Origin of the sequence: Streptococcus penaeicida (genome assembly GCF_002887775.1) — a bacterium.
GTDB lineage: Bacteria > Bacillota > Bacilli > Lactobacillales > Streptococcaceae > Streptococcus > Streptococcus penaeicida.
The window spans coordinates 43001-68193 of the sequence record NZ_LOCM01000024.1; the positions used below are offsets into that span (position 1 = coordinate 43001).

A 25193-nucleotide genomic window follows, 5' to 3' on the forward strand; every position below is an offset into this window, starting at 1 on the left:
AAAGAAGAGCTTACTTTTATTTGTCAATTGGCTTTTCAGGCAATTCCCCAATCACTTCGTAAGAGGTCAAACCCGATTCTGCTTTAGTATCCTTTTGATTTTCCTCTTGAGAATGGCTGGCGCTAGCTTGTAGCTCGAGATGAGCTTTGCTTTCATAGGCTTTGATGATATCCGCAACAACTGGATGGCGCACCACATCGGCCGCTGAGAAATGCACAAAGTCAATGGCTCTGATTTTAGCTAGTTTTTGACTGGCATCAATCAAACCTGACTTAACATTTTTCGGCAAGTCAATCTGACTGATATCGCCATTAATAATCATTTTTGAGTTAAAGCCAAGACGGGTTAAGAACATTTTCATCTGCATGATGGTCGTGTTTTGCGCTTCGTCAAGAATGACAAAAGCATCATCTAAGGTACGTCCACGCATATAGGCTAGTGGGGCTATTTCGATAATTTCTCGCTCCATCATTCTAGCCGTTTGTTCTTTCCCTAAAATTTGATAAAGGGCATCGTAAACTGGTCTTAAATAAGGATCAACTTTTTCCTTGAGGTCTCCAGGTAAGAAACCTAAACTTTCGCCTGCCTCAACCGCTGGACGTGTTAAAATAATCCGCTTAACTTGACCACGCTTGAGAGCATTAACAGCTAACGTTACCGCTAAAAAAGTTTTCCCCGTCCCTGCAGGACCAATCCCAAAAACAACATCGTGTTTTTTGACACTATCAACGTAGACTTTTTGCCCAAGTGTTTTCACTCGAATTGGTTTACCGCTGTTGTCCTTAATAATCTCTTCTTCATAGAGGGCAACAAACTTATCAATAGTTCCTTTTTCGGCCATTGATAGAGCTGTGACAACATCGGAAGTATTAACCACCATACCACGATTGACCAGAACTAATAAAGCTTGAACGGTTAACCGTGCCAACTCTACAGCTTCCTGATCATCACCAATAATTTGGACTCGCTCAGTCCGAGCATGAATAATAATATCTAAGTGATTTTCAATTAACTTCAAATGGCGTTCATTACTACCAAAAAGTGACAATACATCATCAGGATGATTTAAAGCAATCTCAACTGAATATTCTTGCAAATGCGTCTTCCTTTTCTTCCTTGTTATAGTTTCATTATAACAAAAAATAAGTTAGAAAGGGGAAAATTAAAGCTTTACATGATCCGACCAAAAAAGAGGAGAAACTGACTTCTCCTCTTACTTTCTTATATTAGATTAGCTTCTTTCAAGAGTTCTTCAACAAAGGTGCCTTTAATTTTCTTGAGTCCGATTTTGCGGATCAATTGTGGGATTGGCAGATCCATATCTTCAACTTTATGTTTGTCATTGAGATAATAAACGGATTTCAAGAGTTCACGGATATCATAGGTTGAGTTAAAGACTTCCGGTACACCACGTTCCACATCCAGCAACATATAGACAGCTTCCATAGCCGTTCTAATAGAGTATTCTGTAGTGAAAACAGTGTCCCGTGATGGGGATTCCGCAAAGTTACCAATAAAGGCTAAATTGACAGAACCATTAGGGATAACATCTGGTCGATCACCTTTCAAACGAGGCATAAAGTAACTTGTAATGTAAGGCATGTAAACCGGTACTGTATTAACATTTTCCTGACTAGCCAAATCCGAAATCTTATCTTCGGGAACTCCTAAATGGTATAAAAGTTCTTCTGTGATTTCCTTACCACTACAGTCTTCAATTTTTTTCTTGACGTAGTTTCCTTCTATGTTGGAATAGAGACCGTAAATCCAAGCAATGGTTTCATTAGGATTTTGTTCTTTAAAATGCGGTTGACGGTGGATGGCAAAGCTCATCAACCAGTTGGAATCAGTGATGGTGATAATACCGCCAGAATTCACCTTCCCATCATGTAAATCACGCTTAGTCAGGCGTTCAATATATGGTTCGATAGCAGTCGTCTTGATGGTTGCGGTAGCTGAAACAAACCATGATTCAGCAGGTAAGTCCTTGTAGAAGACTTTTGGATGCCCAAAGTCTTCCGATTGAGCAGCTAAGTTTTCCCATAAATTCCAAGCACCGCCCAGTTCTTTAGTAATCTTAGCAGCCTTGTCATGACTACCATAGGTAGAGCTTTCTGTGATGGAACCATTGGTCACAAAGACCAAATCATCCTCTGTTAAAGCTACTTTTTTGCTTTGGCCAGAAACCGTCAGCAAGAGTTCCTTGGCTACTTTTTTATCAGCTTTGATATCAACTTTGATGTTGTTAACCTTAGTATCAAATTGCACATCGACTCCATGAGATTCTAAATAAGCAATAATCGGTTTAACCATTGAGTCATACTGGTTATACTTGTTGAATTTAAGAGCTTTAAAGTCAGGAAGTCCATCAATATGGTGGATGAAGCGCATGGCATAACGTCGCATTTCTGCGACTGAATGCCATTTTTCAAAGGCAAACATGGTTGCCCAATAAGCCCAGAAATTGGATTTGAAAAACTCTTCACTAAAGAATTCTTCGATGGTTTGATCTTTCAGAGACTCCTCAGTCTGCATGACTAATTTGATAATTTCTTTAGACTGTCTGCCTAAAGTGTATTGACCATCCGTATCGAGTCGGTTACCACGATTATGAATCAAACGACAATTTGAAGAGTTGGGATCGTCCTTATCCAGCCAGTAAAATTCATCTAAGTAAGATGCTCCAGGAATTTCAAGTGATGGGATTGAACGGTACATGTCCCACATACATTCGAAGTGGTTTTCCATTTCACGGCCACCACGGACCACAAAACCAATCTCAGGTTTTTTAATACCATCCAAAGAACCTCCAGAAAGTGGGAGTTCTTCAAGGATATGGATGTTCTCACCAGGCATTTGCCCATCTCGAATTAAAAAGACTGCTGCCGCTAATCCAGCAAGACCAGAACCAACAATATAGACTGATTTGCCATCGACATTTTGGGGTTTACGGGGTCTTGCAAATGCTTCATAATTTCCGTTGCTATAATACATAGGAAATCCTCCTTTTTTAAGATGATCTTTTAAATACCTACATTTTACTCCTATCTAGAATGAACTTCCATGAAAAACCGTAAAATCGTGTGGGTACAAAACATTTTTAGACAAAGTGTCCAAAAAAGACCTTATCAATTGATAAGGTCTGAATCATTTTTTAGTGAGCCAAATAATTTTCCCAAATGCGATCAAAGTCCCCTAAGTTAAAAGAGAAAATAGCTTGATCTTCTAAATAGCGACTGATAAGGTCAAAATCATCCGTATGTTTTGGAAAAGTGGTATCGTCAAAAGCCAAGTCTGCCAATATAGCGACTGGTTCATTTGATTTGGGATTCCGTTGGGTCATTAGCCAAGTGTAAAAGGATTTTCTCAATGCCAATTCTCCTTTAAAAAGTCATGTCTGCTTTGGCTACTTAAAGCATAGCGTTCTGGATTCTTCCGATAAAATGCTTGATGGTAGTCCTCGGCTGGATAAAAAGGCTGCGCCTCTTCAATAGTCGTCACGATAGGACGGTCGAAACGGCCGCTGGCTTCTAATTGCGCCTTGGACAGCTCAGCCATTTCCTTTTGTCGAGAATCAAAGTAATAAATAACCGGACGGTAATTATCCCCTCTATCTTCAAATTGTCCGAAAGCATCAGTTGGGTCTGTTTGTTGCCAATAGAGGTCTAACAAGTCTGAATAAGTTATTTTCTCAGGGTTAAAAATAATTTCCACAGCTTCCGTATGGCCAGTCGTTTTTGCACAAACGTCTTCATATGTCGGATTAACTGTATGACCGCCTGTATAGCCACTTAAGACGGATTCAATGCCGTCTAATTCTTCAAATGGTTCAACCATGCACCAAAAACACCCACCTGCAAAAATTGCTCTTTCCATAAGGACTCCAATCTGAAAATCTATTGGTCCCATTGTAGCAAAAAACTTTGCCTCAGGCAAAGCTTTTTTATCATATCTGACTTTATTAAATTAATTCTGTACCGCTTGCATCTTGTTTGATACGTTTCGCTTTCATTAATCCCCCCAAAGCTTTTTTGAATTGACCCTTTGAAATGCCAAAAGTTGCTTTGATATCTTCTGGAGATGACTTATCATTAAGTGTCATATAACCACCATTAGATTCTAAATAAGTCACAATCATTTGGGCATCATTTTCTAACATCTCAAATGACCGTGGTTTAATGGATAGATTCAGGGTTCTATCAACATCTCTGAAACCAATAACACGAGCATCGAGGACTTGGCCAAGACGGGGCTCATTATAGCGTTCACTTGGATGAATATAGCCTAACATATTATTTTCAGGCAGATAAACAAAGGTGCCAGACATTTTTAAGCGATAGACAATGGCTGGCCAGTTTTGATTTTGCATATTATTATAGCAGGTTCAGCCATCTTTTGGAAAACTTCTGGCTCAGCAGGGATACCCCAGATGCGATCTTTCTTATCCAAATCTAGTTTGATATAAAGGCGATCTCCCTTTTTAGGCCACAATTCTTTCATCTCAGGAAGTAAATCAAGCGAAACTACAACTTCTTTGTCTGGAATGCCGGTATCGACAAAAACACCTAGGTCCCGCCGGACGTCAATAACCTCACCCCAGCCATAGGAATCCAAAGTTGATTTGATTTCCTTGGTCGTAAGGCGCAATTTTTGCTTTTGATCTAAATAGGCAAAGCCTGTAACCATATCACCAATGGCGTGCAGACCTTCTTCTTTGTCTAAGCTCAAGATGAAGCCGTCTTTTTGAACGAAATAGGAATGATCGTTTTCTTCCCTAATTAATCCGGTAATGTATCTTGCTAGTAATTCATTCATTTCTTTTTCTTTCTTTTAAAAAAGCAGGCATCAGTCAAAAAACAACGCTTCTGAAATGATTGCCTACCTCCTTTTATATAGTTTATTTTTTCTCACAATGAAGGAATGGAATCTCTAAAATCTTAAACAGATAGAAGTTCTTTTTCTTTTTCAGCAGTCATACTGTCAATATGTTTGATCGCTTCATCTGTTGCTTTTTGAATATCTTTTTCAAGTGTTTTTAATTCATCTTCAGAGATTTCTTTGTCTTTTTCTTGCTTTTTAGCTTCGTCCATAGCATCACGACGGATATTACGGATAGCAACTTTTTGGTTTTCACCAACTTTTTTCACTTCTTTAGCAAGGTCTTTACGTGTTTCTTCAGTTAGTGCTGGAATGACCAATCGAATGACTGAGCCATCATTTGCAGGTGTAATTCCTAAATCTGACGCATTGATTGCACGTTCAATATCTTTAATTGAATTCTTATCGAATGGTGAGATTAAAAGAACACGTGCTTCTGGAACTGTTATTGATGATAATTGATTTAAAGGAGTTGGAGCTCCATAATAATCAACTTGAATACGGTCTAAAAGACTTGCATTGGCACGTCCAGCACGGATACTTGCGTACTCACGTGAAAGTGATTGAAATGATTGTTCAAAACGTTGATTAGCTTTTTCAATAATTGCATTTGCCATGAGATATTCCCCTTTTTTACTTCTATTTCTTAATCGATTGCTTTATTTGAAACAGTTGTTCCAATATGTTCTCCGAAAACAACGCGTTTAATATTACCCGGTTCATTCATATTGAAGACTACCAAGTCAATATCATTGTCCATTGATAAGGTTGATGCTGTTGCATCCATGATTTTTAAGCCACGTTTGATGACTTCACCATGGGTTAATTCATCAAATTTAACAGCATTCGCATCCTTTTTAGGATCAGCATTGTAAACACCATCTACACCATTTTTTGCCATTAAAATAGCGTCAGCTTCAATTTCAGCTGCTCTTAAAGCTGCTGTTGTATCTGTTGAGAAATAAGGTGAGCCAATACCAGCACCAAAAACAACAATACGTCCTTTTTCAAGATGACGAAGTGCACGACCACGGATATAAGACTCTGCCACATTTTGCATTGGAATTGCTGTTTGAACACGTGTATCAACGCCAAAATGTTGTAAACTATCTGCCATAACTAGGGCGTTCATAACAGTTCCTAACATACCAGTGTAATCAGCTTGGACACGATCCATACCAGCTTCTGCAGCAGGTTCGCCACGCCATAAATTACCACCACCAATAACGAGAGCAATTTGTACACCTGAAGCATGAACTTCGGCAATTTCTTTTGCAATTGTTTGAACGATTGGGATGTCGATTCCTACACCTTTTTCGCCTGCAAGGGCTTCACCAGAAAGTTTAATTAAAATACGTTGATATTTAGGTTCCACAATGATTATCTCCTTATTTTGTCCTTTCCTATTCTATCATAAATCACTTGATTTTGATAGCTCAATAGCTACTAGACAGAGAGAAAATTTAGGGACTTTTATCTTGGTCAAGTCCGTAACACATCATTTTGGCAGGCCAATACAATGGAGACGGTAAATTCTTTCTAATTTCAGCAAATATTGTGCTAGTTCCTTTAATTCCTTGAGAGTGATTTGAACTTCCATAGGTGATTATATTTCTATAAAAAAAAAGCTATCCGAAGATAGCTTGTTAATTACATTGTAGATGGGTCAACTTTGATTCCAACACCTTGTGTTGAAGTGATTGACACGTTTGTCATGTAAGTACCTTTAGCTGTTGAAGGTTTAGCTTTAACCATAACATCGTTAAATGCTTTAAAGTTTTCAACTAATTTATCAGCGTCAAATGATACTTTACCGATGATAGCTTGAACGTTACCAGCTTTGTCAGCACGGTAAGTGATTTTACCACCTTTAGACTCTTCAACTGCTTTAGTAACATCCATAGTTACAGTACCAGTTTTAGGGTTTGGCATCAAGTTACGAGGTCCAAGGACACGTCCAAGACGACCTACGATAGCCATCATATCTGGTGTTGCAATAACAACATCAAAATCAAGCCATCCGCCATTGATTTTAGCAACTAAATCATCTTCACCAACGAAGTCTGCTCCAGCAGCTTTTGCTTCTTCAGCTTTAGCACCACGTGCGAAAACAAGAACACGTTGTGTTTTACCAGTTCCGTTTGGCAATACCATTGCGCCACGGATTTGTTGGTCAGCTTTACGAACGTCAATGTTTAAGTTGTAAGCAACTTCAACTGATGCGTCAAATTTTGCGAAGTTAGTTTCTTTAATTAATGCTACAGCTTCTTCTACGCTGTATGCTTTTGTGCTATCAACTTTTTCAAGTGCTGCACGCATTTGTTTGCTTTTTTTAGCCATTTTTAAAATTCTCCTTGTAATGTGGTCATATCGATTTGATTAATAAATCTCCCACGTCACTCATCAAACTATGATGAAGTCGTGCGGGTAAATAGGGTTCAAGACTGATTAGTCAGTAACAGTGAATCCCATTGAACGAGCAGTACCTTCGATCATACGCATCGCAGACTCGATGTTTGCAGCGTTTAAATCTGGCATTTTAGTTTCAGCAATTTCTTGTACTTGTGCACGAGTAACTGTTGCAACTTTAGTTTTGTTAGGTGTGCCTGATCCTTTTTCAACACCTGCAGCTTTTTTCAAAAGAATTGCAGCTGGTGGTGTTTTAGTAATGAAATCAAATGATTTGTCTTCATAAACTGAGATAACAACTGGGATGATCATACCAGCTTGGTCAGCTGTACGAGCGTTAAATTCTTTAGTGAATCCCATAATATTGATACCTGCTTGACCTAATGCTGGTCCAACTGGTGGAGCTGGTGTAGCTTTACCAGCAGGGATTTGAAGTTTTACAAGTTTTTCGACTTTTTTAGCCATTTTTAAAATCCTCCTGTTGTGGTTTTGGCGGTAATTAAGATTTTTACCTCCCACAGATATGCGTATAGCATACCTTTCTATTATACGGCATTTTAGAAATAAATCAAGTAAAAATTCTTTATTTTATCAAAAACATCAAGCTGGCTTTTGGCCAGCTTGATGAGACTACTTATTGTGTATACCTTTTTCTTACGTTTAATAACGCAGACGGGCACTAATGGTGAAATCACCTTGCAACTGGTCAGAAGTTAATATATAAACTGTCCCTTTTGCTTTATAAGTTGCTGATACGATGTCTTTAACCACTGCTTTTTTATCCACATTGGTCACGAGATCATTGAGTTTATCTTCAACTAAAATGAGTTCATCGATTCGGTTTTCTTGCGCCAAGGTCTGAATTTCTTCTAATTGGTCTGTTACCCGATACTCAGGTTTGGTTTCAATAAATCGATTACTTAGTGAAGCTAATGATGCCCCGCGATAGCTATTGACAAATTGGTATGCCTGCTCTGCAATTTCATCAGTGGAAACTTTGGCAGCTGATAGTTCAATCCCCTCTTCTAATAGGGCTGATATTTACTAATGGTACGATAAGCGGCTTGATTTTCCGTAAGGCTATAAAGGATTAATGGGCGTTCTGACTCTTGTCCAAAATCTTCAATCAGTTGGTTGTCAACAGAACGGAAGAAATTTTCACGGTCAATTTCTTTCTCTACACTTGTCTCATTATGTCCATGCATACCTACTTGTCCTGGACCAGCTGAGCCCGTATGGTTTAGTTGTCCACCGTCTTTCTCTTCCCCTAAAACTGAGGTCAATTCAAGTGGCCAATGGCCTTCCGTAACTTCCTCTAATTTTTGTGATGATAACTTGTAGATATGAGCACTATCTTGATTTAGAACTAAAAGATGGAAATCACTCTTAAATTGATAGTGTTTAATCAATGGTGTTAAATCTGGACCTTGACCAAAAATCATATGGTCCGCCACCGGACTCTCAATATAATAATAGTAGGTTTCATTTTCTGTTATATAGATTAATAAGCTACTTGTAGCGCTTATTAATTGACGTTGAGCAGATCGAACCTCTTCAATTTGCTCTTTCCACTGACTTCCTAAATCAGCCACTAATTGTTGTGCTTCCTTTAAAAAGTTCTCTAAAGTAAGACTGTCCTTTTCGGAATAGCCCGAATTGGCATCTAAGTCGATACTAATTGAAATAAAAGGTTGAGTCTCTGTAAGCAGTTCAGCTACTGGGAATGTGTTTAACTGTTTCATAATAGTCTTCCTTTCTTCCTTTAATACTACTAATGTAACATAATTTAAGGCTAAATTCTAACAAAAAACCTTAGTGACCACTCGATTTTAAACTAAAGTTGTCTTTTTTATTCCTCAATTTTATTTTGCTCCTTATTTACAACTTATCTGATAAAGGTTAAAATAAGGCTATGATGACATATAAATTAATTGCTTTTGTATTCCTCTTTTTAACACCCTTAATATCTCAAATTTTAATAAATCTCTTTAAACTTGGTCGCTATGGTTTGAAATTCCCTGATTTAGCCTTCATCTTTTTTGCTATAGAGATTGCTATCGTCTCCGGGAAATTTTTTGATAATAATTTTTTACCCTATTATCTAATTATCCTATCTCTTTTAGCTATTATTATTACTCTGACGCTAGTGATTCGCAGCCAACGCTTTTCATACCCTCGCTTTTTCAAGTTATTTTGGCGTATTGGTTTTTTGATGACATTCTTTGGCTATTTCGTACTAGTCATGGTTGTTTTTACAAAGTAACAGGCTTGTCTTAGCGACAAGCCTGTTTCTATTTTCTATTTTATTGAGTCTGTAGGACTTTGCGAGGTTTTGTTCCCTCAGCAGGTCCTATGACACCTGCTTCTTCTAGTTCATCCATTAAGCGTGTTGCACGATTAAAACCTACGGAAAGTCTTCTTTGAATCATTGATGCTGAAGCTTTTTGCGTTTCAAGAACCAAAGCTTTTGCTTCCTCAAAGAGAGGATCACCTTCACTTGAATCTCCTGAACCTGATGCCATATCTGCTTCAGTCACCTCACCTGGATCAAAGGAATCATCATAATCAGCTTCTGCTTGGTCTTTGATGTAAGAAACAATGCGTTCAACATCATCATCCGAAATGAATGAACCTTGAAGACGAACAGGATGGTTTTCATCAATCGGTTTAAAGAGCATATCTCCTCGACCGAGTAGTTTTTCGGCACCATTTTCATCCAGAATTGTCCGACTATCTGTTCCTGAAGAAACAGCAAAGGCAATCCGAGATGGGACATTAGCTTTGATTAAACCTGAGATGACATCTACGGATGGGCGTTGTGTCGCTAGAATCATATGAATTCCGGCAGCACGCGCTTTTTGTCCTAAACGGATAATAGCATCTTCCACTTCTTTACTAGCAACCATCATTAAGTCGGCTAATTCATCGACGATAACGACGATAAGTGGTAATGGAATTTGTTTTTGTTCCGATTGTTTATTGAACTCTTCAACTTTTGCATTATAGCCAGCCATGTTACGAACGCCAACTTTACTAAAGAGCTCATAACGATTTTCCATTTCATCAACCACTTTTTGAAGAGCCTTACTGGCCTTGCGTGGATTGGTAACAACTGGAATTAAGAGATGAGGAATGTCATTATAAACCGACAACTCAACCATTTTGGGGTCAACCATTAAGAATTTGACTTGATCTGGGCGAGCTTTCATCAAAATACTTGAAATAATTCCGTTGACAGCAACAGATTTCCCTGAACCGGTTGATCCGGCTACAAGCAAGTGAGGCATGCGCGTCAAATCAAAACTCCGTGCCTTGCCATTGACAGCTTTCCCTAGCGGAACTTCTAGCAATTTCTCATCAGAAGTATTGGATTGTTCCCACAATTCACGGAAGGAAACTGTCGCAATTTCTGAGTTAGGCACCTCAATACCAACCAGTGATTTGCCTGGAATTGGAGCTTCTATACGAACATCTTTAGCTGCTAGGCTAAGGCTAAATCATCCGCCAAATTAGAGATACGATTAACCCGAACACCGACTGCCGGTTTAATTTCATATTTAGTAACGGAAGGACCAATTTCAGCTCGTTCAACCTTAACATCGATACCAAAACTGCGGAAGGTGTCTTCCAAAACGGTAATGTTTTTGCGAACCAAATTCTTTTCTTTAGATTGGTCTTTTGGACGGTCAGGAGCAAACAAATCAATTGTCGGTAATTTATAAAGCAAGTTAGCTTTTGGTGTAAAGTCTACTTCGACAGGCTCATCGTCCATTTGGTCCTCATCAAGACCTGGCTCCATCATTGGCATTGTTTCTTCAGGATAATCTTCTGTTGAACTTGGATAATCTGATTCCAAATCTTCAATTGGGAAATCAATAAATTCTTCAGTAGGATGTGATTGATAGGCCACAATTTCTGGCTCAGCAGGTATCTCTGGGACAATCTCTTCATTTTCAAGTACGGAAGATTCTTGTGGTAGAGGGAAAATCTCGCCTGTTTCCAAATCCAAAGACTGATTTTTAGCCAACTGGGCTTCGAGGGCCTCTTGCTCTAATTTTTCTTGCGCAGCTAAGGCTTTAGCTTCCTCGCGTTGAACAAAGCGTTCTTCGCGTCGGAGTTTTTGGCGATCGGCGAAGCTTTCCACAAAGCTTGAAATAATTAGAGACATCATAAACGTCCCATGGTGTCATTAAAAAGAGTCCTAGTAGAATAATTAAGGCACCGATAAAGAAGGAACCGATATTTGAAAAGAGAAAGGAAATTGGTTTGTAAATTAAGGCACCTAACATGCCACCACCAACAAAAGTCTGGACTTTAAAAGCCACCAAATCAGTCATGATCAGGCGAGCGGTATAAGTAAAGACTTCATGATTTTTTACCGTTGGAAGGGTAAAGAGGTAAGCCTGCCATTCAATCAAGAGTCCTAAAAAGAGTATGACAAATCCTGCTACCAAGCCCTCTTGCTTACGTAACCATTTAAAGAAGAATAGATAGATAAAAACTGCAAGAATAAAAAGGTAAGCTAAACTACCTACCATGAATCGGATGACATTATAAGCTGTAATCCCAAATATTCCAAGTCGAATTGCGGCAAAAATTAAAACAAGAGCGAGTAAGAATGAAAAAATCATTCGTTTAATGGCCCTTTGTTTCTCCAATTCTGCCTTAGTGAGACGCTTTTTTTTGGTCCCTTTTTTATGTTGATTTCTAATAGCCATAGAAATATTATACCATTTTTTAGAGAGAAAGAAATATACTTATCATTCAAGCAACTTTGTGATAGAATATAGGAAAACAATTTGAGGAGAAATCATGAAGAAAGTTCTTACCATAAGCTTCCTAGCACTGTCACTTCTTAGTCTTACTGCTTGTGAATCGATGGATCGTCTAATTAAAGGTGATAAATATGTTGATGAGAAGATGGCTAAGGAAGCAACTTCTGCTTCAGCCAAAGCCTATGAGAAAGAAATTCAGAAAGCACTCAAAGCTGATAAGAAAGACTTTCCTCAATTATCTAAGGATGTTACAAAGGATGAGGCTAAAGTTCTTATCAAAACAAGCCAAGGGGATATTACCTTAAAACTCTTCCCTAAATACGCACCCCTTGCAGTTGAAAACTTTTTAACACATGCAAAAGCAGGATATTACAATAATCTTACTTTCCACCGGGTTATTAATAATTTCATGATTCAATCTGGTGATCCTAATGGAGATGGTACTGGTGGAGAATCCATATGGAACGGAAAAGATAGTAAAAAAGATAAAGGAAATGGTTTTGCTAACGAAATTAGCCCTTATCTCTATAATATTAGAGGGGCTATTGCCATGGCAAATGCTGGCGCCGATACCAATGGTAGTCAATTCTTCATCAACCAAAATAATGAAGACCAATCAAAAAAATTGTCAGCTGATCACTTCCCTAAACCAATTATGGAAGCTTACAAAGCAGGGGGGAATCCTGATTTAGATGGTTCTTATACTGTTTTTGGACAAGTTATTGATGGCATGAATGTTGTTGACAGTATTTCTAAGGTAGCTATTGATGGCAACGACAAACCTACAAAAGATGTTAAGCTTATTTCCGTTACTGTTGTTAAAGATTATACTTTCAAAAAATAAAATCAGCCTTTTAAGTTAAAAGCCTTCTGTTCATGAACAGAAGACTTTTTTTATTTACTCATATTAGGCGCTATGAAAAAGCAAAGGCTAAAGATAAGGGCTGAGGTCAGAACAATACAAGATCCAACTGCAATGTTAAAACTATAACCTATAAAAAGACCAAGGACCGACGTAAGTCCACCTAAACTTGAAGAAAGTAAAAGCATACTCTTTAAATTTTTAGCAAAGAGATAAGCTGTTGCTGCTGGAGTAATTAAGAGAGCAACGATTAAGATTGTCCCTACACTTTGCATGGCCGTTACAGCAACCAGAGTTAAAAGTATCATCAAGAGATAGTGATAAAAGGGAACGTTGATGCCCATAGTTTTAGCTAAAACTGGATCAAATGAAGTGATTTGCAATTCTTTAAAAAAGAGGCCAATAAGTAGTAAAACTAAAACAGATACCACAATGCTAGCCCACTTATCAGCATCTTGTACGGCTAATATATTACCAAACAAAATATGAAAGAGGTCTGTTGAACTTTTAGCAATACCAATTAAGATAACACCTAAAGCTAAGAAGCACTAAAGGTTATGCCAATAGCAGTATCCCCTTTGATCAGACTATTTTCTTTAATATAGGTGATTAAAATAGAAGCAAGTAATCCAAAGATAATAGCTCCAAAATAGTAGTTAACCCCAAGCATGTAAGAAAGAGCAACACCAGGTAACACAGCATGTGAAATAGCATCTCCCATTAGTGACATGGAACGCAATATAATAAAGCAGCCCAATGCTCCTGCTACAATACCGATGACAACTGAGGTTACTAAAGCATTTTGTAGAAAATGATAATTCAAAAGCCCATCAATAAATTTTTCCAACACTAGATTACTCCTCCTGTCATCACCCTATTTTCACCATAAGTTTTAGTGAGATTTGCTTGGTTAAAAACTTCTTCTACTGGTCCAAAGGCTATTAATCCTCGATTTAATAAGAGCAATTGGTCAAAGTAATCTTTGACCTTGCTCAAATCGTGATGCACGATTAAGATTGTTTTTCCTTGATTTGCAAGCTTTTTAAGTAGGCTAACGATGATGGCTTCGCTGACAGAATCAATTCCTACAAAAGGTTCATCCAAGAAAAGGTAGTTTTGTTCTTGGATTAAGCATCTTGCTAGCAGCATCCGTTGAAATTGGCCACCTGATAGAGCTTTGATTGGTTTTTGAGAGTAATCCTCCAAACCAACTTCTTGCAAATAACGCGCAGCTAATGCCCTTTCATTTGTCGTTGCAACATGAAATAATCCCAAACGACCATAGGTCCCAAGCAATACACACTCTTCAACAGTGATGGGAAATTGTAAATCAAATTGACTCCGTTGTTCAACATAAGCTACTTGTTGACTAATTTGCTGGCTATCATTATCAATCGCTAGCTCTCCTTTATAAGGGATTAACCCTAACATTGCTTTCATTAAGGTAGACTTTCCAGCACCATTAGGTCCAATAATTCCAATAATACCTGTCTCGTCAATACTTAAATTGACCTTATCAAGAATCTTGTTACAGCCGTCATAGCTAACTGACAAGTCTTTTGTTCGTATCATTTTTTCTCCTTTAAAAACAGAAAGCACACAAGCCCTAAGACCATGTGCTTTTTATGTCTTATTTTGCTAATCCTTCAGCAATTTTGTCTAAATTCCATTTCATCATGGAATAGTAACTGTCGCCATTTTGACCCTTTTTAGCAATTGAGTCGGTGAAAATTTCGGAATAAATGGGAATACCACTATCCTTAGAAACAGATTTCATAGGACGACTGTCAACACTTGATTCAACAAAAAGTGCTGATGGTTTTTTAGTCTTTAGTTTTTCTATTAGACCCGAAATCTGATCCGGTGTTCCTTCTTCTTCAGTGTTAATTTCCCAAATATAAGCTGAAGGTACTTTGTAGGCTTTAGAGAAGTATTTAAAACAACCTTCGCTGGTAACAATCACCTTTTTATTTTCTGGAATTTTATCAAATTTGGATTTAGCTTCACGATCTAATTTTTCTAGCTTAGCCAAGTAGGTCTTCAAGTTTTTTTGGTAGAATGCTTTATTTTTAGGGTCTTTTTGACTTAACTGCTTAGCGATATTTTTAGAATAAATCATCCCATTTTCTAAATTCAACCAAGCATGAGGATCTTCTTTTCCTTTGGCAGATTGACCTTCTAAATATATAACATCTATGCCATCTGACACCGCATAATAATCAATGTTTTTCTTCTTACCAGCATTTTTTACTAACTTGCTGAACCAGGCCTGACCGCCATCTTCTAAGTTGATACCGTTATAAAAAATCAGATCAGCTTGACTGGTTTTTTCAACATCTTCTGGTAAGGGCTCATATTCGTGTGGATCTTGACCAATTGGCACAATGCTGTGCAAGTTAATACGATTACCGGCAACATTCTTTGTCATATCTGCAATAATCGAATTTGTGACAACCACATTTAATTTTTCATCTTTTGCATTTTTTGATGCTGTTGAAGAACAGGCAACCAAAAAAAGCAAGGATAAGAGTGCAAGGGTTATAAAGCTCAGCTTTTTCTTCATTATTTCTCCTTAATTGTCTTTATGATTTTTATTAAGTTTACTTAATTATATTATTAATGTATATTACTATTTTCTTTTTGTCAAGATTTTTTTGTATTTTTTTGTTATAATAATGATTATAAATAAGAGAAAGGCTATGCTAAATGACGCCTAATAAAGAAGATTACCTTAAATGCATTCATGAGCTGGGGCAATTAGAAGTCAAAATGTCCAACAAACAAATTGCAGAAAGAATGCAAGTCTCTCCTCCTGCTGTTTCTGAAATGATTAAAAAAATGATCCAGGAAGACTGGATCAAAAAAGATGCTAATAAAAGCTATCTCTTAACAGCGAAAGGGGAACAGCTTGTAGCAAACCTTTTCCGAAAGCATCGTCTGATAGAAGTTTTTTTGATTGAACATTTAGATTACAGCCCTGAAGAAGTTCATCAGGAAGCGGAAATTTTAGAACACACTGTTTCAGATACTTTTATTGATCGCCTAGACCAGAATTTAGGTTTCCCAACTTTCTGTCCACACGGTGGAACTATTCCTAGAAAGAACCAAGCCTTAATTGAAATCAACCATCAAACCCTAGCTGAAATAATGGTATTGGGATCTTATCGATTAAGTCGCATTCATGATCAAATTGAGTTAATTCATTATCTGCGACAGCAAGACTTAAAACTTAACACTGATTTTGAATTGGTTCAAATTGATGCCTATGCTAAGACCTTTACCCTTTCCTTTAATAAGAAACAAGTCACCATACCTGAATCAATTGCAAAACAACTTTTCGTTACCAAACTAAACTAAGCAAAAAGCACTTGGAATAGCCAAGTGCTTTTTGTTTATAATGCTTTCAAGAAAGCTATTAAAGTTTGGGCTGACCTTTTGCCAGCTTCTACGATGAATTGATCAAAGGTCATGTTGGCATCGTGTGCTGCTGTGTCACTCATGGCACGAACAACAATAAATGGTTTGTCACAAGCGTGGGCTGCTTGGGCGATTGCTGCCCCTTCCATTTCAACGGCAAGGACCTGTGGAAAATGGTCTTTAATGGCATCAATTTTGTCCTGACCCGCGATAAAAGAATCTCCAGTAGCAATCAAACCAATGGCACTTCCTTTATCTTCTTCCTTTAAGACTTGCTCAAATGTTTCAACAAATGGTTGGTGACTTTCAAAATAAAGTGGCTGCATGGACATTTGACCATAGTCATAACCAAAAGCAGTCAAATCGACATCATGGTAGACCAGCTGGCTAGCAACGACGACATCACCAATCTTGAGATGGCTAGCAACTGCTCCTGCTGATCCTGTGTTGATTAGGGCATCTACTTTAAAGGTCTCCACCAAAACAGCTACTGTCATGGCAGACATGACCTTTCCGACACCAGATTGAACAAGAACTAAATCATGTCCTGCAATTTGTCCACTATAGTATGTATTGGCTAAAATCGAAGTTTCCTTTTTATCTTCCAGTTGCTCAACTAAAAGACGCAATTCTTCCTCCATTGCAGCAATAATTCCAATTTTCATTTTAATTCCTTTTTTATAGATTAAACACGGCATAGATTAATAACGCAATCAAAATGACCAAGGCTAGCAATAATAAATTCAATTTCGATTGAAACTGATTGCGTTTGGCATTTTCGATGCGGCGACTTTTATAGATTCTTTGCGAGTCATCATCATAATCGTCATCGGCAAATGTGATTATTTTGGTATCTGAATCGACTGCAAAATCATCTTCAATGTACTCACCACGATTGGCTTTTTCAATCACTTCATCAGTTAGTAAGGATTTTCCCATTACAAATCACCTCCAAAATGTTGAGCAAAATAGTTAATAGCAATGATGGTTTTGGCGTCAACAATTTTCCCTTGAGCAATCATCTCAAGACATTCTTGGTAGCTTAATTCAAAAACCTCTAAGACTTCATCATCATCCTGAGGTCTTGGATTTTCAACTTTTTTAAGATCAGTTGCCAAGTATAATTTAATTTTTTCATTGGAAAAACCGATGGCCGTATAGAATTCATAAATTTGCTCTAAATGGCCACTATATCCGGTTTCTTCCTCCAACTCGCGGCCAGCTGCCTCGAGTTCAGATCCGTTCTCACCCACTTCCAATTTTCCCGCAGGAATTTCATAAGAAATAGACTCGATGGCTTTGCGATATTGTTTGACAATAACCAGTTTATTTTCCGGAGTCACAGCTAAGATAGAAACAGCTCCCCGATGGAGGACCAGCTCTCGCTTAGCATTTCCCAATGCGTTTGGAAGTTTCACATCATCGACAACAACTTTAAAGATATTTCCTTCAAAAATAGTTGTCCGACGTAATGTTTTTTCTTCAAAATCCATGGTTTCCTCCTCTATGTTGTTTTATTTATTTCCTGGATAATGGGGAAGGCGTTTAGCATAGCCCTCTTTTGTCACTTGGCGACTTCTGCCAATGGCAATGCTATCTGCCTGAACATCTTTAGAGATAGTTGATCCAGCTGCAGTTAGGGCATTATCGCCAATTACAAGTGGGGCAATTAAGGTTGAATTGCTACCAATAAAGACATTATCCCCAATTTCTGTTTTAAATTTGTTTTGACCATCATAGTTGACAGTGATGGTTCCTGCTCCAAAGTTCACATTTGCTCCAACTTGGGCATTTCCAATATAGGTTAAATGTCCAGCTTTGGTGTTTTGACCAATGGTTGACCCTTTAACTTCAACAAAGTTTCCAATATGAACATCCTGCGCCAAATCAGAACCTGGACGAATGTGTGCATAAGGTCCTACAGTTACGCCGTCAGCAATCCTTGACTCTTCTATGGTTGAATTCGTTATTACCACATTTTGGCCAATTTCAGCATCTACAAGGCATGTCCCATTAGTAAGGACAGTTCCTGCTCCTACTTTGGTATTCCCTTTGAGGGTCACATTTGCCTCCAAAAGAACATCCGGTTCAATTTGAACATCACTCTCAATATAGGTAGTCTCAGGACTTTGGAAGGTAACCCCATTAAGCATATGGCCTTTGTTAATGCGACGACGCATAACAGCTTCGGCTGTTGCTAGGGCAACACGGTCATTAACGCCAAGACTTTCATTGAAATCACGTAAGATGTAGGCACCGACTTTTTCTCTGTTTTCGCGGAAAATAGAGATAACGTCAGTCAAGTAATATTCCCCTTGAGCATTATTAGTATTAATATTTTTCAAAGCTTCAAAAAGGCGTTTATTATCGAAGATGAAGGTACCTGTGTTAATTTCAGTTACTTTTTGTTCATATTCGTTAGCATCTTTTTGTTCGACAATTTTCATAACTTCTTGGTCACTGTTACGGATAATCCGCCCATAACCAAATGGGTCTTCAGCTTGCGCTGTTAGAATTGTTGCAACATTTTTATGGTTAACGTGGAAATCGATGAGATTTTTTAAGCTTTCACCTGTAATTAATGGCGTATCACCAGCAATAACTAAGGTATTGCCTTCTAATCCTGCTAATTTTTCTTCCGCCATCATTACGGCATGGCCAGTTCCTAATTGCTCAGTTTGTAAAACAAATTCTGATTGATCTGCCAAAACTTCTTGAACCATTTCAGCTTTATGACCAATGACTGTAACATTTTTTTTAGGATTGATTGCTTCAATACTTCTAAAAACATGCTCTAACATGGTTAAGCCTGAGACTTTATGGAGAACTTTTGGTAAATCAGATTTCATGCGAGTGCCTTTACCCGCAGCTAATATAATGGCGTAATTTGTCATATCTTTTCCTTTTTCATAAATTGAATTCCCCTCCATTATAGCATATTTAGAGGGAAAAAGATGAAAAAAAGAGATTGGTTAAGCCAATCTCTGATGTTTATGACAAGTTTTCACTTGCCTTTTCAAGAACTTTCATAACTTTGAGACTATGTTCGATTGCCTCTTGGGCACGCGCAAAATCTCGGTCATTAATGATTGCTTGAAAAGCTCTAAACTCTGCTGCCATCCGGTGTTCAGCGCTGTTCTTATTAACTAGTCGAGGTTGGCTACCATTTTCTGTAATTTTAACTTGTGGAAGTGTGTTACTTTCCCCAGCCACAATCATCGAGCCTTTGTTGCCCTGAATAATCGTCCGCACTTCTGCGCTGCAATCTTTAGCAGCAATACAAACCACTTTGAAATCTGTGTAATCCAGGATAAGAATTCCTGAAGTATCAACGCCTCGCTCCAGGTTTGGCAGATAATCGACACTGGTTGGATCGCCAAACAAAGCAACTACTAGGTGGATATTGTAAATGTTAAGGTCTCTGAGGGCTCCTCCCCCTTTTTCTGGGTCAAAAGCTGGCGCAATCACACCATCTTTGAAGGCATCATAGCGAGACGAATATTGGGAGTAGTTACAGTCAACAATCTTAATGTCGCCCAAATTGGTTAATTCTTCTTTTAAGACAGCGAAATTCTCTAAATAGAGATTGGTAATAGCCTCTAGCAGAATCAACTCTTTCTCTTTAGCAAGCTGAGCCAATTCCTGCGCTTGGGCTTCTTTCAAGGTGAAAGGCTTTTCGCAGATAACATGTTTGCCTGCTAATAGGCTGCCTTGGTCATTTCATAGTGTAAATGATTTGGGGTTGCCACGTACACGGTATCCGTATTTGGGTTAGCCAGTGCTTGGTCTAAGCTTGTATATATATCTGGAATTTGGTATTGCTCTGCCAAAGTCTCAGCTTTTTCCCGACTTCGAGGGGTTGAAACCAAGGCTTTAATTTCTATGCCATTAGTGGCTGCAATAACGGGTAGGGCTTCTTCAACAATCTTCCCTGTTCCAACTACTGTTAATTTCATCTTTTTTATTCTCCTTAATCTAAACCAAATTCTTTAGCGAAGCTAACAGAACCTTGAAAATGTTGATTTCCTTGTAAAGAAATAGCCATAAAGTTGGCTGGGGGAAATCCTTCTGGTATCGTAATACCAAATGATTGTGCTGGTAAGTAACCAAATTTAGGGTAATAAAGGTCACTTCCCAAAACTAAAATGAGACCAAAACCTAATGCTTTGGCAATTCGGTGACCTTCTTCAATTAATGCTTTACCATAACCTTGTTTTTGACAATCAGGTGCAATGCTCAAAGGTGCTAAAACAAGAGCTTGTGACTGACCTACCTTGGCTTTGGTAAAGATAACATGACCTTTAATTAGTTGATTTTCTTCTAAAACTAAGGCTAATTCAGGAATATAAGAGTCTCCTTGACGCAAGGCTTTAACCAAATCCTGTTCCTTTCCGTCAGCATGTTCAGCTGTAGCGAATGCATCTCTTATTAATTTATCGATGACCTGATAGTCAGCAGGCATTTCTTGTCTAATCATTTTCGTTTCCTTTTTTTTGATTTCTTTTGGCTGTCTTTCGAACTGCTTTTGGACTTCCTCTGTGCAAGTGGTATTTTTAAATAGTATAGTATTTGCCAAAATATGAACGTTAGTAAATAAATACTTATTAAGTTTAAGATAACACTCTTATCTTCTTTCCACAAAGGTCGTAAAAATTGCTCCTTAAACGGAAAGCTTTGGGTACCTGCCCAGACTCCGATAGTCATATGGCTAAGTGCGATGACAGCAATCAACCAGCGCATGATGTCTGCTAGTTCGCTTAAAGAAGTCGCCTGTTCATTTCGACTAGTACGAAAGAAATGCTTATAAAAGTAAAAAAGGGGAATCAATAGATTAAATGTAAGGGGCCAATAGACAAGTGGCAACTGCACTTTTTGCAAGACAAGGTAAAGGAGAATAATGCTCCCTAAATAAAATCCTCCATCTAGGAAAAAAGCTAAGCTAGGATATTTTCGTAAGGTTTTATAAATCATAACTTCCCTTTTTTATTTTAAAGTCCAGCCACCGTCAATTTTAACAATTTCACCTTGCATGGAAACTGCCTTTCCTGAGACTAAAAAGTCTGTCAGGTCGGCTATTTCTTCAGCTTGGGTCCATCTTCCGATTGGGGTTTGTTCAGCAACCCAATCGGCAAGGCCACCTTCTGTAAAGTCGCTAGCGGTCATGCCTGTTTGGACAGCCCCTGGGGCAATCCCAAAAACTTGGATGCCTGCTTTAGCATAATCCAAAGCTAATTGTCGGGTGAAGCCAGCTAGGGCATGTTTCGAGCTGGTATAGGCAGCACCGCCACCGCCTGCTTGAAAACTGGCAATGGAACACATGTTGATGATAATCCCACTTTGCTGCGCCAGCATTTTTTTCAAATAAAAACGGGTAAGTTTAACCACGGAAAAGAAATTGGTGGCAAAGAGCTTTTCAAAGTCCTCTTGCTTTATTTCAAGTAGGGGTTTGTAGGCGTCCAGAATGCCCGCTGTATTGAGGAGAATGTCGACCTGAGGTAGCCAGTCAAAGAGTGGGATTAAATTGTCTGTCACATCTAATTGGAGAAAATGAAAATCGCCATCTAAAGCCGGCTTAGGACTGACATCAAGACCATAAACCTGATAACCATTAGCTAAGAGGTGTTCAGCCTGAGCCCTTCCAATACCTGAAGAAACTCCGGTCACAAGGACTGTCTTAGTCATGAACTTCAACCCAATCTTCTGCCAAAACATCACATGGAGTCGGTGCCCACATGGAGAAGCCTTCCCCCTCACCTGAAACATTAATCAAAAAGTAGGGAGTTACTTCTAAAGCTTGACCATTTTGCTCAATGGAATCAAAGAGTTGCACATAATTTTCAGCACCACCCCAACCACTTCTCACATATTTCTTCTTAGCTTTCAGTCCTGGTAAAATTTCTTCGAATGTCATATCTATCTCCTTATTACGCTTTGTCTAATTGTTAAAGATTTATGACTATTATACCATGAAAAGCTAAAATGATTAGTGGCTTGAATGACAAAGGGAGATTCTTTTTTTCTTGTCCGAGGAGTTGTTTTGAGTTACAATTATAGTATCGTCCTAAGGCAAAAAATGAGGAAATCACTTATGAAAATTAACACTACTTATTTAGCTATCGGGTTAGCTTTTCTTGGGCTACCCATCGCACTAAACAGTATCGCCTATCTTCCAATATCTATTACATTCTTTGTTCTAGCTTTTACTATTCCACCTGAAGAAGATGAGGACGACAAAATTTATGATGAGCAAAAAGATAGTAAAAGTGATTTTAATACTAAAAACTAAAGCAAAAAGAGGGTCTTTAGGGACTCTCTTTTCTTGATCTCTATTTACGATTGTATTTCATCATTAATTTGAGAATAAAGGCCATGGCAAACCAGAGGATGGCTGAAATACCGATGACCATAAGCCAACCCAATGGACTTTGGGTTAGAAAACTTGGTAGGGGAACGTTTATTCCGAAGAATCCTGTCACAATACTTGGGATGGTTAAGAGAATAGATAATAATGTCAGAATTTTCATGGTATCATTTAATTCATTATTTAAGACATTATTATAGGTACCTTCCAATTGGGCTAGGACTTGGGCTGATAACTGGGCCATTTCAACCAGCTGTCTGGCTTCAATCAAGGCATCATCTAACTGCTCTTCTTCGGCATCGTCAAGATCAAGGTATAAGAGATGACTTTTTAACTGTTCAATCAAGAGCACGTTTTGTTTACTTGCTGATACGATATAGACAAGGCCTGTTTCTAAATCGGATAGCTGCAAGAGTTCTTTTTTACTGGTTCTTTCTCTTAGTAAATTATTCAAGCGATTCCGTTCAACATTGAGATGATCCACTGTTGGGAAATAATTTTTGGAAATTAGATAGAGGACTTTGAAAAGAAATTTATAAAGGGAAATAGAGCCGTTTTTATTAACTAAATTCTCCATTTGTTTGATGATATAGGCACTTTTATCCTTATAAATGGTAATAAGATTATTATCGAAGACAAAAAAAGTAATAGGGACGGTTTGATAATGATAGTTTTGCTTAGAAACATCCAAAACATTATAAATCAGTAATAAGGTTTTATCGACACGATCATATTCTAAATGGGATAGTTCATTTTTATCGGCAGCATAGGTTAAGATTTCTGAATCAATTCCTAGCTCATGCTTCAGATAAAGCAAATCTTTGGCATTATCTGCATTAGCCAAATAGGTCGTAAATTGAGGCTTTTTGACTTCCTTCACAGGTCTCTCCTTCTAAGACTACTTTTTTTCAGTATATCAAAAAAAGAGTCAAATGACTCTTTTTAGCTATTCTTAATGCTTAATTTTCATTTTCAAACTGACTCAAGTCAAAGGCTTCTCCCTTAATTTTATCTGGTAGGATAAAGGCAATTATGACTCCTAATAAAGTTGGTAGCAACCAGCCCATAGACATAGTGTGGAAAGGAATTTGACCAACAAGAGCAGCTAAAGCCGTTTTAGGCATCAAACCGGCTAACACTTCCAATAACGAAGTCACAGTGACTAAGGCAATGGTCAAAGACATTCCTTTTTTAGATAAAGCAAAGGACTTATTGAACAAAATAATGATAACCAGCACAATCACAATCGGATAAAGTAAAGTCAAAACGGGAACAGAAAAGGCAATGACTGTGTTGAGTCCAAGATTGGCAATTAAAAATCCGATGAGTGTAAAGAGAACTGTATAAACCTTGTAAGACAAGGCTTTAAAATGCTTAGCAAAAAACTCAGAAACAGCTACAATCAAACCAACCGTTGTTGTGAAGCAGGTCATGACCACCATGACACTGAGGAAGATACGGCCGAAGGGGCCGAATAACTGATAGGAAGCCTGGGCTAAAACGTAAGCCCCTTTATTAATTGACGGGTCACCCAGTACCGAACTAGGGATGGGGAATTTATTGCCTAAGAAAGCAAGCCCCAAATAGAGGATACTAAAGGCTAAGCTAGTCACAAGTCCAACTACCCAAATGGTTGATAGGTATTCTTTCTTACTAGCAAAACCAAACTGTTTAAGGGTTTCTGTTGCTACCAGACAGAAGGCAACAGAGGCAAGGGCATCTAGTGTATTATAACCGGCTAAAACACCTCCCCCAAAGGCTGAAGCAACATATTCAGCGCTAGCCTGGCCACTGTCAGCTTGTCCGTATTTAAAAGCGCCTACTACTACTAACACTAAAATCAGCAAGGCGAATAGCGGCGTCAAAATCTTGCCCACACTATTCATGATCTTATTGGGGTTATAAGCTAATGCAAAAGCCGCTAAAAAAAAGCAAAGGGAGAAGAGCATCAAGGCTAGCTGGCTATTTCCTACCAAAGGTGAAAGGCCGACTTCAAAAGAGACGGTAGCCGTTCTAGGAATAGCAAAGAGAGGACCGATGGTTAAATAGAGGAGAACCAGAAAGCTGAGCGAGAACCAAGGGCTGAACTTAATATCCATTTCCTGCTTAAAGCCGCCATTGGTTAGGGTGCCAACCAACAAAGTAATAATGGCTAAGCCTACTCCGGACAGACAGAACCCAATAATCGCCGGCCAAAAATGTGTGCCTGAAGCAACCCCTAAAGCTGGTGGGAAAATTAAGTTGCCGGCTCCAAAAAAGATACCAAATAAAAGCAATCCTGTTAGAAATCCTTTTTTAACCATAAAATACCACTATGTAAACGGTCGTTTACACCTTTCTTATAAAATGTCATTTTTCATTTTAAAAATCTAGATAACTCCTGAGTTAAATCTGAATCCCAAAATAAAATAAGTGCTTTCTATTATAACAAAAATAAACCAATTTTCTAGCTTTTTTTCGAAATTTTCTAAATATTTACATAAAAAAGAAA

The 25193-nt window shown here is 38.1% G+C and carries 26 protein-coding genes and 4 pseudogenes; 4 read left to right on the plus strand and 26 right to left on the minus strand.

The annotated features are described in order from the left end of the window. Positions 1 to 16 precede the first annotated feature (16 nt). From AT575_RS06275 to AT575_RS06320, 11 genes and pseudogenes are all read right to left on the minus strand, one after another. Positions 17 to 1096, minus strand: coding sequence for a PhoH family protein (locus tag AT575_RS06275; RefSeq protein WP_102777624.1), 1080 nt, complete (start codon positions 1094 to 1096; stop codon positions 17 to 19). A gap of 125 nt (positions 1097 to 1221) precedes the next feature. After that, the gene (locus AT575_RS06280; RefSeq protein WP_102777625.1) at positions 1222 to 2994 is read right to left on the minus strand and encodes an oleate hydratase; all 1773 of its coding nucleotides are present in this window, start codon (positions 2992 to 2994) and stop codon (positions 1222 to 1224) included. A 160-nt stretch (positions 2995 to 3154) separates the two neighbouring features. Further along, positions 3155 to 3370: a YozE family protein gene (locus AT575_RS06285; protein WP_102777626.1), complete on the minus strand. Its 216-nt coding sequence runs from the start codon at positions 3368 to 3370 to the stop codon at positions 3155 to 3157. Beyond that, a complete protein-coding gene (gene msrA, locus AT575_RS06290) occupies positions 3367 to 3876 on the minus strand; it encodes a peptide-methionine (S)-S-oxide reductase MsrA (protein WP_102777627.1) in 510 nt (169 codons plus the stop codon). Before msrA ends, AT575_RS06285 begins: the two co-directional genes overlap by 4 nt. A gap of 85 nt (positions 3877 to 3961) precedes the next feature. Continuing rightward, positions 3962 to 4815 (minus strand): annotated as a pseudogene (locus AT575_RS06295) (CvfB family protein). A gap of 122 nt (positions 4816 to 4937) precedes the next feature. After that, complete coding sequence (frr, locus tag AT575_RS06300) at positions 4938 to 5495, minus strand: ribosome recycling factor (RefSeq protein ID WP_102777628.1); 558 nt, start codon at positions 5493 to 5495, stop codon at positions 4938 to 4940. 29 nt (positions 5496 to 5524) lie between these two features. Then, a complete protein-coding gene (gene pyrH / locus AT575_RS06305) occupies positions 5525 to 6253 on the minus strand; it encodes a UMP kinase (protein ID WP_102777629.1) in 729 nt (242 codons plus the stop codon). Between the two features lie 275 nt (positions 6254 to 6528). Continuing rightward, entirely contained in the window at positions 6529 to 7218 is a 690-nt protein-coding gene (rplA, locus tag AT575_RS06310) for a 50S ribosomal protein L1 (RefSeq protein WP_003082715.1), read from the minus strand. 108 nt (positions 7219 to 7326) lie between these two features. After that, positions 7327 to 7752 carry a 50S ribosomal protein L11 gene (rplK, locus tag AT575_RS06315; protein WP_071793535.1) on the minus strand — a complete coding sequence of 142 codons (426 nt, stop codon included), beginning with the start codon at positions 7750 to 7752 and terminating at the stop codon, positions 7327 to 7329. A 195-nt stretch (positions 7753 to 7947) separates the two neighbouring features. Beyond that, positions 7948 to 8142, minus strand: a complete 195-nt coding sequence (locus tag AT575_RS10845; RefSeq protein ID WP_245871499.1) for a hypothetical protein — start codon at positions 8140 to 8142, stop codon at positions 7948 to 7950. 170 nt (positions 8143 to 8312) lie between these two features. Beyond that, entirely contained in the window at positions 8313 to 9029 is a 717-nt protein-coding gene (locus tag AT575_RS06320; protein WP_245871500.1) for a baeRF6 domain-containing protein, read from the minus strand. 170 nt (positions 9030 to 9199) lie between these two features. Between AT575_RS06320 and AT575_RS06325 the strand changes: the two genes are divergently transcribed. After that, complete coding sequence (locus AT575_RS06325) at positions 9200 to 9550, plus strand: DUF3397 domain-containing protein (protein WP_102777630.1); 351 nt, start codon at positions 9200 to 9202, stop codon at positions 9548 to 9550. Positions 9551 to 9590: 40 nt separating this feature from the next. Here AT575_RS06325 and AT575_RS06330 read toward each other — a convergent pair. Further along, positions 9591 to 12005 (minus strand): annotated as a pseudogene (locus AT575_RS06330) (DNA translocase FtsK). 94 nt (positions 12006 to 12099) lie between these two features. On the opposite strand from AT575_RS06330, the gene AT575_RS06335 reads away from it, so the two are divergent. Next, positions 12100 to 12906: a peptidylprolyl isomerase gene (locus tag AT575_RS06335; protein ID WP_102777631.1), complete on the plus strand. Its 807-nt coding sequence runs from the start codon at positions 12100 to 12102 to the stop codon at positions 12904 to 12906. Positions 12907 to 12956: 50 nt separating this feature from the next. Here the strand turns inward: AT575_RS06335 and AT575_RS06340 are convergent. The 3 genes and pseudogenes from AT575_RS06340 to AT575_RS06350 form a co-directional block, all read right to left on the minus strand. Then, positions 12957 to 13774: pseudogene (locus AT575_RS06340) on the minus strand (metal ABC transporter permease subunit). Then, positions 13774 to 14496: a metal ABC transporter ATP-binding protein gene (locus AT575_RS06345; RefSeq protein ID WP_102777632.1), complete on the minus strand. Its 723-nt coding sequence runs from the start codon at positions 14494 to 14496 to the stop codon at positions 13774 to 13776. Before AT575_RS06345 ends, AT575_RS06340 begins: the two are co-directional and overlap by 1 nt. A gap of 58 nt (positions 14497 to 14554) precedes the next feature. Then, positions 14555 to 15487: a metal ABC transporter substrate-binding protein gene (locus AT575_RS06350; RefSeq protein WP_102777633.1), complete on the minus strand. Its 933-nt coding sequence runs from the start codon at positions 15485 to 15487 to the stop codon at positions 14555 to 14557. A 143-nt stretch (positions 15488 to 15630) separates the two neighbouring features. On the opposite strand from AT575_RS06350, the gene AT575_RS06355 reads away from it, so the two are divergent. Further along, entirely contained in the window at positions 15631 to 16281 is a 651-nt protein-coding gene (locus AT575_RS06355) for a metal-dependent transcriptional regulator (RefSeq protein WP_102777634.1), read from the plus strand. Positions 16282 to 16316: 35 nt separating this feature from the next. On the opposite strand, the gene AT575_RS06360 is transcribed toward AT575_RS06355, so the two are convergent. The 9 genes and pseudogenes from AT575_RS06360 to AT575_RS06400 all read right to left on the minus strand — a co-directional run bounded on the left by AT575_RS06360 (position 16317) and on the right by AT575_RS06400 (position 22252). Then, on the minus strand, positions 16317 to 17006 hold the full coding sequence (locus tag AT575_RS06360; RefSeq protein ID WP_102777635.1) for a 5'-methylthioadenosine/adenosylhomocysteine nucleosidase: 690 nt from the start codon (positions 17004 to 17006) through the stop codon (positions 16317 to 16319). A 13-nt stretch (positions 17007 to 17019) separates the two neighbouring features. After that, complete coding sequence (gene macP / locus AT575_RS06365; RefSeq protein ID WP_102777636.1) at positions 17020 to 17280, minus strand: cell wall synthase accessory phosphoprotein MacP; 261 nt, start codon at positions 17278 to 17280, stop codon at positions 17020 to 17022. Next, positions 17280 to 17834, minus strand: a complete 555-nt coding sequence (locus tag AT575_RS06370) for an NUDIX domain-containing protein (RefSeq protein WP_102777637.1) — start codon at positions 17832 to 17834, stop codon at positions 17280 to 17282. Before AT575_RS06370 ends, macP begins: the two co-directional genes overlap by 1 nt. Positions 17835 to 17855: 21 nt before the next feature. Further along, positions 17856 to 19235: a bifunctional UDP-N-acetylglucosamine diphosphorylase/glucosamine-1-phosphate N-acetyltransferase GlmU gene (gene glmU / locus AT575_RS06375; RefSeq protein ID WP_102777638.1), complete on the minus strand. Its 1380-nt coding sequence runs from the start codon at positions 19233 to 19235 to the stop codon at positions 17856 to 17858. Between the two features lie 97 nt (positions 19236 to 19332). After that, positions 19333 to 20297 (minus strand): annotated as a pseudogene (locus AT575_RS06380) (Gfo/Idh/MocA family protein). Positions 20298 to 20311: 14 nt separating this feature from the next. Next, entirely contained in the window at positions 20312 to 20818 is a 507-nt protein-coding gene (locus AT575_RS06385; protein ID WP_102777639.1) for a GNAT family N-acetyltransferase, read from the minus strand. Further along, positions 20815 to 21312 carry a hypothetical protein gene (locus tag AT575_RS06390; RefSeq protein ID WP_102777640.1) on the minus strand — a complete coding sequence of 166 codons (498 nt, stop codon included), beginning with the start codon at positions 21310 to 21312 and terminating at the stop codon, positions 20815 to 20817. Before AT575_RS06390 ends, AT575_RS06385 begins: the two co-directional genes overlap by 4 nt. A 12-nt stretch (positions 21313 to 21324) precedes the next feature. Next, positions 21325 to 22023 (minus strand): 3-oxoacyl-ACP reductase, encoded by a 699-nt coding sequence (locus tag AT575_RS06395; protein WP_102777641.1) that lies wholly within the window; start codon positions 22021 to 22023, stop codon positions 21325 to 21327. After that, the gene (locus AT575_RS06400) at positions 22016 to 22252 is read right to left on the minus strand and encodes a DUF2829 domain-containing protein (RefSeq protein WP_102777642.1); all 237 of its coding nucleotides are present in this window, start codon (positions 22250 to 22252) and stop codon (positions 22016 to 22018) included. The genes AT575_RS06395 and AT575_RS06400 overlap by 8 nt, the downstream gene beginning before the upstream one ends. Before the next feature lie 177 nt (positions 22253 to 22429). Here AT575_RS06400 and AT575_RS06405 point away from each other — a divergent pair, with 177 nt between their 5' ends. Continuing rightward, positions 22430 to 22627: a hypothetical protein gene (locus tag AT575_RS06405; protein WP_102777643.1), complete on the plus strand. Its 198-nt coding sequence runs from the start codon at positions 22430 to 22432 to the stop codon at positions 22625 to 22627. Positions 22628 to 22667: 40 nt separating this feature from the next. On the opposite strand, the gene AT575_RS06410 is transcribed toward AT575_RS06405, so the two are convergent. Continuing rightward, a complete protein-coding gene (locus tag AT575_RS06410) occupies positions 22668 to 23582 on the minus strand; it encodes a magnesium transporter CorA family protein (protein ID WP_102777644.1) in 915 nt (304 codons plus the stop codon). 79 nt (positions 23583 to 23661) lie between these two features. Continuing rightward, complete coding sequence (gene brnQ, locus AT575_RS06415) at positions 23662 to 25005, minus strand: branched-chain amino acid transport system II carrier protein (protein ID WP_102777645.1); 1344 nt, start codon at positions 25003 to 25005, stop codon at positions 23662 to 23664. Positions 25006 to 25193 lie beyond the last annotated feature (188 nt).